General features: G+C 39.5%; 12 protein-coding genes and 1 pseudogene. 9 read left to right on the plus strand and 4 right to left on the minus strand.

All coding sequences use genetic code 11. The features are described from left to right. Positions 1–115, plus strand: a pseudogene (locus L2730_RS13080) (type II citrate synthase); the annotation flags it as partial. Between the two features lie 283 nt (positions 116–398). Here the strand turns inward: L2730_RS13080 and L2730_RS13085 are convergent. After that, positions 399–1,817: a CoA transferase gene (locus L2730_RS13085; RefSeq protein ID WP_248974997.1), complete on the minus strand. Its 1,419-nt coding sequence runs from the start codon at positions 1,815–1,817 to the stop codon at positions 399–401. A gap of 86 nt (positions 1,818–1,903) precedes the next feature. Here L2730_RS13085 and L2730_RS13090 point away from each other — a divergent pair, with 86 nt between their 5' ends. Next, complete coding sequence (locus tag L2730_RS13090; protein WP_248974998.1) at positions 1,904–2,791, plus strand: LysR family transcriptional regulator; 888 nt, start codon at positions 1,904–1,906, stop codon at positions 2,789–2,791. A 79-nt stretch (positions 2,792–2,870) separates the two neighbouring features. Here L2730_RS13090 and L2730_RS13095 read toward each other — a convergent pair whose 3' ends face one another. After that, positions 2,871–3,653 carry a hypothetical protein gene (locus L2730_RS13095; RefSeq protein ID WP_248974999.1) on the minus strand — a complete coding sequence of 261 codons (783 nt, stop codon included), beginning with the start codon at positions 3,651–3,653 and terminating at the stop codon, positions 2,871–2,873. A gap of 246 nt (positions 3,654–3,899) precedes the next feature. Next, positions 3,900–5,354, minus strand: a complete 1,455-nt coding sequence (locus L2730_RS13100; protein WP_248975000.1) for a lipid-binding SYLF domain-containing protein — start codon at positions 5,352–5,354, stop codon at positions 3,900–3,902. A gap of 395 nt (positions 5,355–5,749) precedes the next feature. On the opposite strand from L2730_RS13100, the gene L2730_RS13105 reads away from it, so the two are divergent. The 3 genes from L2730_RS13105 (at position 5,750) to L2730_RS13115 (ending at position 10,162) form a co-directional block, all read left to right on the plus strand. Next, entirely contained in the window at positions 5,750–6,934 is a 1,185-nt protein-coding gene (locus tag L2730_RS13105) for a patatin-like phospholipase family protein (protein ID WP_248975001.1), read from the plus strand. Positions 6,935–7,258: 324 nt separating this feature from the next. Beyond that, positions 7,259–8,674 carry a CoA transferase gene (locus L2730_RS13110; RefSeq protein ID WP_248975002.1) on the plus strand — a complete coding sequence of 472 codons (1,416 nt, stop codon included), beginning with the start codon at positions 7,259–7,261 and terminating at the stop codon, positions 8,672–8,674. 408 nt (positions 8,675–9,082) lie between these two features. After that, positions 9,083–10,162 carry an HlyD family secretion protein gene (locus L2730_RS13115; protein ID WP_248975003.1) on the plus strand — a complete coding sequence of 360 codons (1,080 nt, stop codon included), beginning with the start codon at positions 9,083–9,085 and terminating at the stop codon, positions 10,160–10,162. Between the two features lie 439 nt (positions 10,163–10,601). On the opposite strand, the gene L2730_RS13120 is transcribed toward L2730_RS13115, so the two are convergent. Beyond that, positions 10,602–10,766, minus strand: coding sequence for a hypothetical protein (locus L2730_RS13120; RefSeq protein ID WP_248975004.1), 165 nt, complete (start codon positions 10,764–10,766; stop codon positions 10,602–10,604). Positions 10,767–10,821: 55 nt separating this feature from the next. Between L2730_RS13120 and L2730_RS13125 the strand changes: the two genes are divergently transcribed. From L2730_RS13125 to L2730_RS13140, 4 genes are all read left to right on the plus strand, one after another. Further along, the gene (locus tag L2730_RS13125) at positions 10,822–11,214 is read left to right on the plus strand and encodes a hypothetical protein (protein ID WP_248975005.1); all 393 of its coding nucleotides are present in this window, start codon (positions 10,822–10,824) and stop codon (positions 11,212–11,214) included. 526 nt (positions 11,215–11,740) lie between these two features. Further along, a complete protein-coding gene (locus L2730_RS13130; RefSeq protein WP_248975006.1) occupies positions 11,741–13,675 on the plus strand; it encodes a B12-binding domain-containing radical SAM protein in 1,935 nt (644 codons plus the stop codon). A 357-nt stretch (positions 13,676–14,032) separates the two neighbouring features. Continuing rightward, entirely contained in the window at positions 14,033–14,293 is a 261-nt protein-coding gene (locus tag L2730_RS13135) for a hypothetical protein (protein WP_220740259.1), read from the plus strand. 372 nt (positions 14,294–14,665) lie between these two features. After that, positions 14,666–15,727, plus strand: a complete 1,062-nt coding sequence (locus L2730_RS13140; RefSeq protein ID WP_248975007.1) for an efflux RND transporter periplasmic adaptor subunit — start codon at positions 14,666–14,668, stop codon at positions 15,725–15,727. Positions 15,728–15,735: the final 8 nt, after the last annotated feature.

Raw genomic sequence — 15,735 nt, forward strand, 5'->3', positions numbered from 1 at the left:
GATTGCACATTGGAAAGAGATGCTAGATCAGCCTGGTCACAAGATCAGCCGTCCACGTCAGTTATACACTGGTGATGCAGAACGTAGCTTTGTTGCTAAAGACAAACGCGGTTAATAACCCAATTAGTCGTTGAACTTTAGATAAAATACTAAAAGGCACTCATTGAGTGCCTTTTTTATTGGCTAGCATAGCCATACACACCTCGGTGGAGTGAGTTCAGACGCATTTGAAGCAGCCTCAAAATGAGGCTGTAAAATGTCTAGGGTTCTGGGACCAGTCCAATACTGAGCTACATATAACCCTATGAAGTTGGGCTATATTGACAAAACATTGACCGAATTAATCGCATTACTGTATGTAAAAATACTAATGCCAACCAATTTCCCTTAGTTAAATATCACTTATCTTGCTTCCACTCAGCAAATGAGCTACCAAGAGGAGATGTTGGCTTATCCCAATATGCAGGTGTTTTTGAATATTCTAAAACTGGCTTGAGGTGGGTAATAACACCATAAGGTGTTTCTGTTTTTATTGAGCTTTTACTTTGATTACCACCAGAAACAACTTTATGGATTATCTGCATTATTTTCTCTATATCTTTATTCTGCTCGCGTTGCTTCTGATCTTGGAACCACATGCAGGTGCGCGCCAAAGATACTCTTACGCGCTGTGCTCCACCGATGAATGCGCGATCATGCAGCGCTTTCAGTATACCTATAGATCCCATTAGGCCAGTACCATAATCAGTTAAGAAGCCATAAGGGAAAAGGATTGGCTGTTCTGCCGTTCCGTGGTCAAAGGCAGAGCCAGCTGCCGCTTGTCCAATATTCTCCCAGCCAGCACGATAACCCCAAGGGCCAACTTCCCCAAATGCAGAGCTAGTTACAATAATCAAGTTAGGGTTAAGTGATAAAAGTTTTTCTTCCGTTAAGCCAAACTTTTCCTGCAATCGCCCTGGAGCATAACCATTAACAAACACATCCGCTGCAGAAATCAATTGATGTAATTTATCCAACTCACTTGCGTTATTAAGGTTGAGGTAGGCATTACATTTACCAAAACCAGTATCGAGATAGTTTGACATAATTCTCTCGGCGCTTGGATTGGCAATATGTAAAACTTCAGCTCCTTGCTCAGCCAAAAAAGTCGACATCGAAGGGCCGGCAATGATATGGCTTAGATCTAATACTTTGATATCACTAAGTGGACGCTCACTTGGCAAGAAAGGGACTTTTTTACCTTCATTTAGTGCCGAGACTTGAAAAGGAGGTAGTTGCTCCAGTGCTTTCCCCTGAGGATGTGCTCTAAACTCTTCTCGAGTTCTAACTTTGTTACCACTCAACCCCTGAGCATTGAATATTTCTTCCCATTCATCAGCTGTTTTCGTCATATAGGCCGCTTCAATTGCTGCTTTATTTGGTGGGCAATTGAGTACATTCAGGGTCTCATCATGTAAATGGTTTAAGGCTGTAATGGTTTCAAAAAAGCCATCTTTAGTCTTATGAGTTAGTGATTCAAATCGTTTAAATGCATCTAGCTGCAGTGGCTGATCATTAATATGAATAAAGTTAGGACGGTACAGCATCTCCATGGCCCGTTGATGGTCAACAGTAATGGACTGCACCTCTCCTGTTTTATGCTTCCAAATATTAGCGACAAGTAAGCCATTCATCATTAGCAACGATGAAAAACTGTCGGAAACATTATATGGAGATAGCTCATCACTTTCTGGATGATAATTAATGTCTCTCACGCTAATCAAAGGGTCAATTTCAATAGCGGCGTATTGTTTTAAGTCATTAAGTGCTTTTAACATGGTCATTCCTATAGGGGGTATTTATCTTGCAAGCAAGCTTATATAGGACTAGATTTAAGATAAATGTCTTAAAAAGGAGAATAGTTTTGCTTGGTGGCAATAATGGATTTGACCTAAACTCACTGATGATTTTTAAACATGTCGTTGAACTCAGTTCAATGTCAAAAGCGGCTGAAAAACTTGGAATTAACGCTTCAACAGTCACCAGAAAGCTAACCGAGCTAGAAACGTTTTACGGTGTAAAATTACTTATTCGTACAACCAGAACACTGACATTGACTCAGGAAGGTAAGACATTCTATGAGTCATGCCTCAATGTTGAAGATATTTTGCGATGCTCTGAAGGTGAAATAACACATAATCAAACTGAGCCCACGGGAATTCTAAAAATAGTTTCACCAGTCGACTTTGGCAATTTGGTGCTGATGGACCCTTTGTGTGAATTTGGAAAAAAATACCCAAAAGTAGATCTTGAGATAGAGTTTTCTAATCGACAAGTCGATGTGATTGAGGAGGGTGTTGATATATGGCTTTCTGTTGGCGAAACATTGGCTACCCATTTGATTGCTAAGCGCCTTATCAATATAAATAGGGGCTTAATGGCCTCTCCCTCTTACCTTCAAAAGTATGGCACAATTGCTTCAATTAGTGATATAAACCCGCCTCATAAACAGATTAAAAATACCAGTCCCTTTTCGTACCTGTACAGTAATATATTAAGTGATCTACCAGCACAAGTCTCGGTTAATAGTACTTATGCAGTGCTCAAAGCATGTATGGCAGGGCTGGGGTTAGCCTTTATATCTAAGCCATTAGCAGATAAGTACACTAAAGATGGCGAGCTAGTAAGGTTACTTGAAGATAAATTAGACTATTCAGTGACAATACAAGTGCTTTATGCGGAAAGAAACCTTAAGCCACTGAGAACCCAAGTTTTCTTGGATTTTATAGCTAATTACTTTACCAATAAATAGTAATGACTCCCTAAGGAAAAGTAGAGTTACTTATCTACTTGAACCTTAGGAGTAGCATTTGATTGAATCAATAATAGTGTTAGAAATAGTAGTTGAACTCTATGCCTCTTACAGCGTCAGAGTAACCCTGTTCAGCATTCCATTCACTACTGTACTGAATATCGAAATGCTTATTGATTTGATAAGTTAGACGAAGCTCGTTATGAAATATATTAGACTCCCCATTATAATAAGTATCAACGTAGCTATCTTTACCACCGATGCTGCTACGCCATTCAGGGTTATACATGAATGTTAACTTGTCTACTAGCTGAACCTCGGCATAGACCCCAACTTCAGCATAAGCTCCAGGCAAAGTGTAACCTTCAACATAACCCGCTGCTGGAGTCATTTCGCCGGTTTCAGGGTTAGGAACCGCACCTATATAGCCATTCTCTATAGTCAAGCCTAAACCAATATATGGCACAATCTTGATACGATCATTTTGATATAACCAGCTTGCGTTCGCTGAAGCGTCTAATGCTTGCGAATTCACATCATAGTTAGCATCGAAATATGACCCGAGACCAGAGCCTTTATCATTATTAAACATACGAATCCTAACGCTATCAATTGAGTTATCAGCTATACCTTGATCTTTGTCTACCCAACCAAGTGAATCACCCGCAACCCCTTTAATTTCGATAATGCTTTTACTGATACTATCAGCGCTTTCTGAGTTGTATTGTACTTTAACTTTAGCGCCGTAATTATCGAAACCAATACCAGTGGCAAGCGTTGATGATTGTGCTACATCAGCGGCAAATGCTGAAGAAGAAACTAAAGATGCTAAAAGGATTAATCTAGTTGTATTGTTTTTCATTGAATTACTCTCTCATTAAATTTGTCAGTATTGTTAGAACGAGACGAATTGTATTAGAGAGAATAATGGTGATAAACACCTTAGATTAACGAATACTGTTGCACTGGTGCAATAATAAAATGTAGAGCTATTTAGGTAAAAGAGGAAACCTAATTGGCGAAGAAATAATAGAGCCTAAAGAGGTCAGGCTAAACAACCCTATTGACTTGTTTAGCCTTGCATCATAGCGAAACTCAGTTGTTAAAATTAAAATCGATAGTTAATACTAGAAATGAATTGATGTTTATCACTATTTTTTTTCCCATACTCCATCGCTATAGACCAATCATGATTGAAAATATAGTTTGCACCTAAGATACCCATCCACTTATCAGTATTACTCTGATGAACTTTATAATTAATAAAAGCATCCGTACCGGGGATCCCTTGTTCTCCTGTAAGTATAAGATCGCTATCTAGGTATCCAGCACCGACAAAAACAGAAATAGATTGCAAACCTGATAACACAAACTGTTTGCCGAATCTGGGTGATGCATTAAAGATATGGCCTTCCGCATCGGTCTTTTGCATATCGGCATAGGTGTAAGATAGAGGAAGTACAAAAAAGTAATCGTCCCAACCTGCAGCAAAAATAGTACCTAAGGTATAACTTGTTCCTTCTAAATGAGCCACGACGGGTACAGTGAGCGCTTTATCCGAAAGGGCATTACACACCGGCTTGTTAACTAACTTGCTGCAATCTACATTTGATTGCTCAAGAAAGCCATTTCCATCTATGGTGAACTGAATGTCAGCTTCCCCTTTAATTTTGCCTACACTGGCAAAAACATTCATAAACGGAAATAGCCATGCATCCAATTTCAACTGTGGTGAGCGAGTACTGTTGGTATTATCATGGAAACTAACAAAGTCTATTGGATAACGTTGCGAACCATTGAAACCAACTTCGAGCTCATTGATATCCATAGCTTGAAAGGTATCGGTGTAAATTACGCTTATACCGTATGGCCGTGGAAGATCATACCCCTTATTGACAACATTCTGTGCGAAAAAGGGCAATGCTCTGTTCCACTCTTTTGCTATCACTTCTTCATCTTCAACTGGCTTATTTGCAAAAAAAGTTGCACCTAGCCCCGTGTCTGTTAAATCGTGATTGATTGAAGATTGGAATAAACTTGCGCTCCCTAAAATAATCGCACCATCTTTAGAAAGAACATAAAAAGGCAGTTGATTGTTGATACGTGTTTTGCTGGTTGAAGCAACTGTTTCATCGATTTGAAAATGCATTTCAGCACTCATAACCGTTTCAAACGACCCAGAGAGAAACTCGTCGATGTCAGCTCGCGAGTTAAATAGCACCAATGCTTCATAGTTGCTGTATCCTAGTCCTAATCCGAAATTAAAGCGCTGGATATCAACATAGATGATTGACCCGTCCTCATTATCGAATAGTGCGCCAATGCCCGTACCGCCACCAACAATAGATAAGCCATAATTACTCATATTTATCGTTACATAAGCTGTTGCATTGGCTAGTTGATTAGGTAATTCAGGGTATGCTTCGGTCAACTCTTTGATAAGAGCTTTTGAGTTTGTTTGGATCTCATTCCTTACTTTCTCGATATCATTATGCGATATAGAAGTACTACAGGCTTGCAGTAACAAGGCGCAAATAGTAACAATGAGTTTATACTGGGGCATATGATGTACTCTTATTGTTTCTAACCCCCTAAATTGTAACTTAAATAAAGCAATCGTGTACTTTCAATTCAACCTAAATGGCAAACCTTTTTAACTTCAGAGTGCATTCTACTCCTTAAACTAGTACTTACCTTACGGCATAAAAAAGAGTAAGAATTAACTTGATTGCTCTTACCACTGTAATCAAAGTGTTTAATGCATAACCTAGCTAAGACTCCTTCACCTAAAGTATAAAATCGGCAATTAATTTGTATCTATTCATAGATAGCTCAGACGGAGCAATTATGAGTTTTACTCTGTTCTCCACTGCCTACTCAATGATGTCCGAACCTTTTTACTATGTAATCAGCACAGCTTATCGTTCTTGCTCTACACTAAAAAGAAAAGGAGACTTTATGAGCAATCGCATAATCATTCTGTTCATCCCTATTTGTCTATTTTTGGGTTGCGGTTCAACCCATACACTAGGTAAGCGTGTCACTAAAGACAATTACCAGTTAGCGCAGGTGGCTAATTTCGACAATACTGATAGCCAAGTTGAGCCGTATCGTTTTTTTGGCGATGAGCACAACCGCTATTTGGAGTTTTTAGAGTCACAAGCTGAAAAAAATAACATCATCGTTACCCCTTACCTTGAAACAAGCAGCTTTAACATATTAGTGCTTTCTGGCGGCGGCGAAAATGGCGCTTTTGGTACTGGTGTGCTCAATGGGCTTAATGACCAAAAATTATTGCCCGACTTTACCATGGTCACAGGAGTCAGTGCGGGTTCACTAATTGCACCTTTTGCCTTTATAGGCGGGGATTATTATCACAAGTTAAAACAGGTTATGCTTGGCTTAACAGACAAAGACCTTCTCGGTAATGTTAGCCTTTTAAGAGGGGTGTTTGGCAACTCTTATTCAGAAGAAAATCGACTTTATAAAAAGGTACAACAAATATATGACGCCGATTTAATTTCAAAAGTAGCCAAACAGCACCAAAAAGGTAAGAGGCTATTAATTGGCACTACACATTTTGATTCTGGTCGACCAATGATCTGGAACCTTGGCTTTATAGCAAACTCAAATGCACCTAATAAATTAGAGTTAATCCACAGTATTTTGACCGCAAGTGCTTCAATTCCTGTGGTGTTTGAACCTCGATTTATCGAGGTTCAACATGCTGGCGAAACATTTGAAGAGATGCATGTTGATGGTGGACTGACCAATCAACTGTTTTTCAATAGTTATGGATTCGACTTTAACAAGCTTGGCCGTTTACTTGGCAGAACTGAAAACCCTAATATTTACATCATTAGAAATGGCCTATTGAGAAATAAGTTTAAGCAGGTCGAAGACAGTTCGACAGCACTCGCTTCTAGAAGTATTGATAGCATGACAATTATGCAGGCCCGTGGCGATATTTATCGTGAAACCTTCATCAATAAATCGATGGGTGACTTTATCTATCTTTGTTATATCGATGACTTCACTTACGAAGCTGTTAGTGATGATTTTTTTGATCATAAGTATATGGAAGCGCTCTACAACTATGGCTATAGTAAATCCAAAAATGGAAATGCTTGGAGTAAGCATTAAATCATTAGCTTTTACTCATTTTAAATTTAGCAAACAACAAAAAATTGGCAAATAGCTGATTTCGAAAATAGTCTACCCACCGCATTCTCAAGGGCAATAAAGGTTATATTTTATACTGGTGTAAATACAGCCATAGTTCAACCCGTAGCTCGCTTCAGAAACAGCTGTATATGCGTTAGCCATGAGCACTAGAAATGCTCAGCATTAGTATTAAAAAGATTATTGTTAAGGTGCAATAGTGTTTGCATTTTTCAAGTATTTATCGACGTTACAGCTATAAATATAATCAGTGCCGAATCTACTGATTATTTATAGGAACACACTATGCTTAACGCACTCGATAACTTAAAAAAGATGGTTAATATTGATATAGATCCATCTATCACTTACCAAGATATTAATTACCAAGGACCTAAAAAATACAATTTGGTCAATTTTGATATTAGCGATGCTTACTCATCATTAATCATGATGCAAGGATTACTCGTTGCCAACATTTGGAAAATGAAAACAGGTCAAGGACAACATATTGAAATTGACCACGAAAGAGCAATGGAGCAGATGTATCGTCCTTTCTTCATTCATATTAATGGACAGCCGCAAAATATATCAGGCTTAGGTCGCCACACTTCCCTCACCCACAAAACAAAAGATGGTCGCTTCATTGAGACCATGAATACTTTTAATCGCCTACATGAGAAAACACTAGAAGTACTCGACTGTTCGCCGGCAAAAGATAAAGTCGATGCAGCTTATGCCAGTAAAACGGCAACGCAGTGGGAAGAACAACTCAATGCAGAAGGGCTCAGTTGTTGTATACACCGTAGCTTTGAAGAGTTTAAAGCGACCAAGCAGGGCCAATACTTGGAGTCTGTAACTCCTTTTGAAGTTACATCACTAGGCACCGGAACTATCGTGCCATTCAAACCATCTGCACGACCATTAAGTGATATCAAAATTGTTGATCTAAGCCACGTATTAGCTGGACCTTCCATGTCTAATTTATTAGCAGAACAAGGCGCCAATGTTATCCATGTATCCAACCCCGGTGCAGAACGAGTACCGCTAAATGTGTTAGATACCGGACATGGTAAAAGAAACGTCGAACTAAGCCTAAATACTGAGTCAGGCTTAGCTAAATTAAAAGAATTAGTCCAAGACGCTGATATTTTTGTAAATGGTTATGCACCTAATAGACTGGCAGATAAATTCGGCCTTAGCTTTGAAACTTTAACAACACTAAACCCTAATCTGATCATTGTCACTGAAAACATGTACGGTGGCGGGCCATGGGGTAATAGACCTGGTTGGGAGAACCTAGGCCAAGCCGTTACAGGTATGATGATGGAGATAGGTACAGAGGAAAGTCCTTTACCTTTCCCCTATGGAGCTCTCAATGATTACAGCACCGGAATAATGGGCGCAATAGGCGTGCTTAAAGCACTGCATATAAGAGCGACAACAGGCGGTAGCCAACATGTTAGTGTCGCACTGGCACGCACCGCAATGTGGTTTCAACAGCAACCTAAAACCAAGCAAGTTAAAAATCTGGAAGCGTTTAAACAATACTTAGGAGGGATATTGAATGGTGGTCATAAAAGTGAGCACTCGATTGAAACGCCCTCTCCATTTGGAGTTATAACGCATTTAAAACCTGTTCTGGAATATTCTGAAACCAAAGCATATTGGGATAGACCAGCCTCACCTTTGGGAAGTTCACTACCGACTTGGGAAGATTAAGCAATGCAATCCATCTAGCTCTGAATTATGCTACCTACTGTTAACAATCATTAACGAATCGAGACAAAACGTAACGACTCACTATGTTGACAGCAAACCGTATGATTTTCTGGATATTAAAATAATCAAAGCCACGAACTTTAATCGGTCGTGGTTTTTTACATCAGCTTTACCAAGGTAATAATAGGTACTATCTATAATTAAACTCATAGCTCAATCTATCAGCTAATCACTAGACGTTCGTTCTAGTTAAAGCTTTATTATTGCTTTGAAGCAAAAGAGATTCACGATATCAAGAGTTTATCACCATACCAGTTCCCAATACAATGAATGCTACTTAATGACAAGCATCAATTATCCATATGCAGTGACCTCACCCGGTTACTATTTACAACTCAAGAGTAAAAAATGATTAAAAGTCGCTCTCTCAACCTAAGCTACTACACCAATAAAATCGTTGCAGTGACAATGATTACTTTCTTATTCAGTGCATTCTGCATGGTGATAAGTGATATTCATGCACCATTTACCACTCATTCGTACTTAAAAAGGCACGTGGTATCAATTTCATCACAAGTCGCAGGTACAATAGACAGTGTACGAGTAAAAAATGGGGACATTGTAAATAAAGGCACTCCTTTATTTAGTGTCGATAAGACTGAGTTAATCGAAAATAGGGATATAGCTTATGCCAACTTAGTGATTAGTGAACAACACATAGCGAATCTTAAAATCGAAGTTGAAATTGCGAAAGATAAAGTGGCACAGCAAAACGAGATCGTGGCTAATAGTTTTAAACATTATAAAAGATATGAAAAACTAATGCTTAATAACAGTATCGGTCAAGAACAATATGATAATGCTAAATTAGAATATAGGGATGAACTAAAAGAGCTAGAACAAAACAAATTAGATCTAAACTCTAAAGAAATAAAACTCGGAGAAAATGGGGAAAATGGCGGTCTAATGTTAGCAATTTCTATTTTGAATCGTTCCGATAACAAGATAAAAAAATCAATAACTTTTTCCCCAATATCAGGACGCGTGACAAATCTAAAATTGGATATAGGCCAGACAATTGATAAAGGTACAGCACAAATAGCTATTGCATCAAACAGCCCAGAAGAACTGATCGCTAACTTCAATGAAAAGTCTTTGGGGATTTTAAGTCGTGCCCGCGTGCTCGTAGTATTTGATGCTATGCCAGGTCAAGTATTCCATGGCGTGGTTGATTCTGTTGATTCAGCAGTATCAAGTGCAACCCAAAAAACAGATGATGCAGGTAAAGAAGCTTACATTGAAAAAGATGATCGTTGGATAAGAAAAAGTCAGCAAATTCGCAGCACTATCATTTTTGAGCAACAGTTTGATAACTTAGTGTCAGGCTCTAAGGCAACTGTAATGGTCATACCTGAAGGGACGCTATTTTGGAAATACTTCTCAACAAGTGTGATGCAGCTAATGGCAATGTTCCGTTATATCTACTAACAAAAGTGACTAAGATGAATGACACACTAATGAATAAAGTCATAATGAACAGAGCTATAACTCGAGTGAGCATATTCTATACTTTGTCAATTGTACTGGGAGAGTGTCTACAGCTCTCTCAAGTTGTATTATGTGTATTACTCGCTCCAGCTATTATTAGTGGTTCTAGCTTTAATTTTAGGGTGATCTTTAAATTTATTACTAGATTACTTGTATTTTTACTGCTGGGGCTGCTCGTAGGTGAGATCTTTATTTCAAATCAATTCTTTATGCTAATGCTAAGCACTATCTCATTGTTCGGTTTAATTTCTATCGTTAAAAAACCATCAGCTTTAATAACTTATAGCACCCCGATATTTCTGTATTGCTATGCCATAATAAATTTGACTCACGGTATAACAGTTGAATCTTCAGTAATGGTTGTATTACAAGCCATCTTTTATATGGTTCCCTTAGGTTGGCTTTGCTTTAAGTTGTTTCCATCGTATAACGAAGCAAGAATACCCGTCATAGAGACAACTGAAGAAAACATATCCGTAGCACACGCAATAGGGATCGTATCACTTATCTCAATAGGTTTACTCATGTTCATAACTATTGACATAATCGATGCCATTTTTTGCCTTTCTGTTGTGATAAATGCATCATTAAGAAGCGGATTGAAGCAAGGTAGAGCGGTCGTAAAAAGCATCATTCCAGTTCAAATATCAGGTTGCATTATTGCATTAGCATTCCATTGGTTGCTTCTAGGGCATCAAAACAGAGTTCTACTATTTGTGGTGTTGCTTTTTACCTTTATCTTCACTATTTATTATTTCTCTTTTAACACAGAGCTTAGACATAAAGAGATCCCTAATTTTGAAGTGAGCTTACTGAATGCAGTCCTAATTCCATTAACTCTCTATACTGGTTCAAACGGGTTTATGTTAGAACCATTCATTCGCCGTTGTGTAGATATGACTTCTGTGTGGTTTATTCTAACACTGCTACTTACCTGTTTAGCATACTGCCTCGCAAAAAGGCATCATCAAGTAATGTCATTAAACTTATAAACCTATCAAGGGTTTCAATATCTAGAAAGGCCAAATTCTCTATTATTTCATAATGAATCTTTAACCTCTCGATTGATTAGATTTGTATCATGGCCGAATAGCCTAGTTTACTAATCATTTTTTCATAAAATCCAAGTGTAGATGCTACTGTGGCCGTTAATGGCTAACGATTGCCTCTGGAGAGTACACTATTAAACCCACATTAGTTTTCGTATGGAAAACTCAAATGATAGTAGCTTGAATATGCTTTACCCCTAAGTGATAAAACGCAAGAGTAAGTTAGCTTATTGCTCTAATAACCAAAAGTCAGCGAGTGCGCAATGACTCCGTGACACATACAATGTAAGAACACTATCGCTTAAAATTTGAATATTAAAAACAACATTCATGTACTAATTTTCGGGTTTTTATCTACACCTTTTGTTAGAATCGCCTGTTATTTTATGGCTACGTTATTCGTTGCCATACTTTGTTTACCATTAAGCATCACGCAAAGTATTCAAGTTTTACTATTTAAAGGCAGGCTATGACCGTTCTTCTAATGACCCCTCCCATGACTCAGCTTAATACGCCTTATCCGGCAACGGCGTATTTAACGGGTTTTTTACGCTCCCAAGGCTATGAGGCGGTGCAGCGAGATCCTGCTATTGAGCTTTTCTTAGAGATGATGACAGCCCCCGCGCTGGAGATTATTCGTCAGCACGTAGAAGAGAACTTTGAGCACTTTGAAGACGACGAACTGCCTGATGCGATATTTAATTTTTTAGCCGAGTTTGACCGCTACCACCTTACTGTTGAGAGTGCGATTCGGTTTTTGCAGGGAAAAGATCCAAGCCTTGCGATGCGAATTAACTCGCGCCGTTTTCTACCCGAAGGCCCAGCATTCGATACCATTACACAAATGGAAGCGGTATCTGGTGATGTATTGCAAGCAGCCTTTGGTAACTTAGGGGTACAAGATAAAGCTAAATATCTAGCCACCTTATTTATTAACGATCTGTCCAGTGTTATCACTCAAGGCGTTGATCCCTATTTTGAAGTGAGCCGCTACGGCGAGCAATTAGCGGCGGCAAACCCAAGTTTCGATAACCTCTACGAGACCTTAATGGGTGAGCCGAGCTTTAGCTCTGAAATATTGGAACAATTAGTTGAGCATTATTTGGAAGAAACTCAACCTAGCGTAGTGGCGCTTACAGTGCCCTTCCCCGGCAATATGTTGGGTGCGCTGCGTATTGCGCAAACCTGTAAAGCCATCAATCCCGATATTCCTATTGTGGTTGGCGGTGGTTTTATTAATACCGAGCTACGCGCCCTTAAAGATCCCCGCGTGTTCGAGTTTATTGATTTTATCTGTCTCGATGACGGTGAACGCCCTTTCATAACCTTGCTGGAGTATTTTCAAGGCCAGCGCGAAGTGGACGATCTTGTACGCACCTATTTCCTCGCCGAAGATGAAAACGGTGAGGCTTATGTCCATTTCAATGAAAATGACCAGCTGCAAGATATCCCACAAACAGAGGTTGGCGCGCCGATATATGATGGCTTGCCATTAGACGATTACCTGTCTTTATGCGAAATGCTTAACCCGATGCACCGTATATGGAGTGATGGTCGTTGGAATAAGCTCACCATTGCCCATGGTTGTTACTGGCGTAAATGTAGTTTCTGCGATGTTAGCCTCGATTATATCGACCGTTTTGACTCAGCGAGTGCGGATGTTCTAGTCGATAGAATTGAGCTGCTTATTGAAGAGACTGGCGAGACAGGTTTCCACTTTGTTGATGAGGCGCTGCCGCCAAAGTTATTATTTACTTTTGCTAAACGACTCATCGAACGTGGCGTAGTAATCAGTTGGTGGGGCAATATCCGTTTTGAACGCACCTTTAGCGAAGCACGTTGCCAATTGTTAGCTGATTCGGGCTGTATTGCGGTCAGTGGAGGTCTAGAAGTCGCATCAGATAGGCTATTAAAGCTGATGAAAAAAGGCGTTAGCGTTGAACGCGTCGCTCAGGTGACGAAAGCCTTCAGCGATGCTGGTATTTTAGTGCACGCCTACCTGATGTATGGCTTCCCCACTCAAACAGAGCAAGAAACCGTTGACTCGCTAGAAATGGTTAGACAGATGATGCAGCAAGGCTGCTTTCAATCCGCCTACTGGCACCGCTTTGTCGCGACCATACATAGCCCAATTGGTTTAAACCCTGAAAGTTTTGGTATTACCCTAGCTGAGAGACCAGAGATTTTATTTGCTGAAAATGATGTCGATTTTACCGACCCAACCGGAACTAATCACGAGATGCTTGGCGAAGGCCTAAGAAAAGCTATCTATAATTATATGCACGGTATTGGTTTTGATCAGCCAATGAGCTTCTGGTTTAATCAAGATGTAAAACCGACCAGCATGAGAAAAGACTTTGTTTCAAGAGCGGTAAGTAACCTCATCACCAGTAATGATGGCTGAGCAGTCGTTACATAAACCAAAACACTAACCATCATCAGGGCCACCTTCTTTATATACATCAGAACGTGGCCTAATTTGATTTCCCCAAAAGCACTTTTTGATATCACTGACTACTAATGTAGCGGCTTATCTTTGTTTTTCACGTCCACTTAGTCTTAGGTACTTTTTATCACGCGCTTATCAACAAGCCCTATTCTTATAACTTGACAATAACAGTCTCTTTTAGTGAATTTTGAGTGCTAGCTTGTTGTTATGAAATGAAATATTAGAAATAATATCAACTCTATGTTTAAGGGAAACCAAATACCTTGGTATCTGTTGGACACAATGACACTTTTTCTAAACGGAATTTCTACAATGAAAAAAGCACTACTGCTCTTAGTCGCAATATCTTCACTAACAGCTTGTACTGACGGTACAACTGGCAAAGCTTGCCTAGGAAAAAACAATGATTCGTTAGTTGAAGGCATGCAAGATCAATGTAAAGCAGGTGATGCGGTTGCAACAAAACACCCAGCCTATTTCTGTGACTTCAATTATGCCATTGCATATAACGACTATAACTCAGCAATGTGTATCTACAACGGCGAGCAAAAAGCAGAACGAACAGCGGATTAACTATATTAGGTGTTTAGTCATTAGATTAAGCACCTCTAATTTCAATCCGTATAAGACTTAACTTCTTCACTTCTCTAAGCTTTCACATCATCTAGTTCATCACTTTTATCGAGCATTCTTTTTTTGCTAAGTTTTGCTGCCACTGTTGCCCACTTAAAAATCATATTGGTGTCATTCTTCAAAAGTTTCCTTGAGCTCCTGTATCGATTGTTAAAAACCGCAACAAATAAACTTTTTCGCTACATTAGTTACAAAAACAACCAACTCAAACTTCACGAGTAAACATAACCACCTGTATTTAAAGCAATATTCACATTGGCACATATAATGCTTTGTAAGGGGTAATGAAACAACTTAAATGGGTTTAAAGACATGGAAGCACTTAATAACAACAAAATTATCCTACCAATTATGCTTGCCGCGCTACTTTCTGCATGTGGTGCAGAAGAAGAGGTAAAGGAAGAAGAAAAATATGCCGTTCCAGTAGAAACTGCAACCGTTATTCAAGGCGATGTATCCTCTTTTTATAGCACTACCGCGACACTTGAAGCACCAGAAGAAGCAAAAGTCGTTACCCGTGTTGCCGGTCTTATCCAATCTATTAGTGTAGAGGAAGGCGATCGCGTCACTAAGGGTCAATTACTTGCGGTAATCGATTCGAAAAGACAGAAATTTGATTTAGACCGTTCACAGGCGGAAGTTGAAATTATTGAGCAAGAACTTAACCGTCTCAAAAAAATCAGCAATAAAGAGTTCTTCAGTGCAGACTCGATGGCTAAACTCGAATACAACCTGCAAGCAGCCATGGCTAAACGCGACTTGGCAGCTTTGTACGTACAAGAAAGCATGATCCGCTCACCGATTGACGGCGTAGTCGCGACCCGCTTTGTTAAGTCTGGCAACATGGCAAAAGAGTTTGATGAGCTATTTTATATCGTTAATCAAGATGAGCTATACGGCATTGTACATCTGCCTGAGCAACAATTGCAGCACCTTCGTTTAGGCCAAGATGCACAGATATTTGCCAACAAACACACTAAAGACACCACTCACGCTACCGTTCTTCGCATTAGCCCTATTGTTGATGCTCAAAGCGGCACCTTTAAAGTGACGCTGTCAGTACCCAATCGAAAAGCCACGCTTAAAGCCGGTATGTTCACTCGTGTAGAACTGCGTTATGACACCCACAATGACGTGATTACCGTTCCTTATAACGCGCTAGTTAATCAAGACAATGAGTTTGCACTGTACGTCATCGATGGTAGCAACGCCAACCGTCGTACTGTGACTTTGGGCTACCGTGAGGCTGATACTGTTGAAGTGGTTGCAGGTATAGAGCCTGGCGAACAAATCGTTATCCGTGGTCATCAAAATCTTAAAGATCAGTCACTGGTTGAAGTGATTGGTTCTTTAGATATTGCATCAGCTAAATAGACTCGGAG

The sequence above is a fragment of the Shewanella kaireitica genome (assembly GCF_023284045.1).
GTDB classification, from domain to species: domain Bacteria; phylum Pseudomonadota; class Gammaproteobacteria; order Enterobacterales; family Shewanellaceae; genus Shewanella; species Shewanella kaireitica.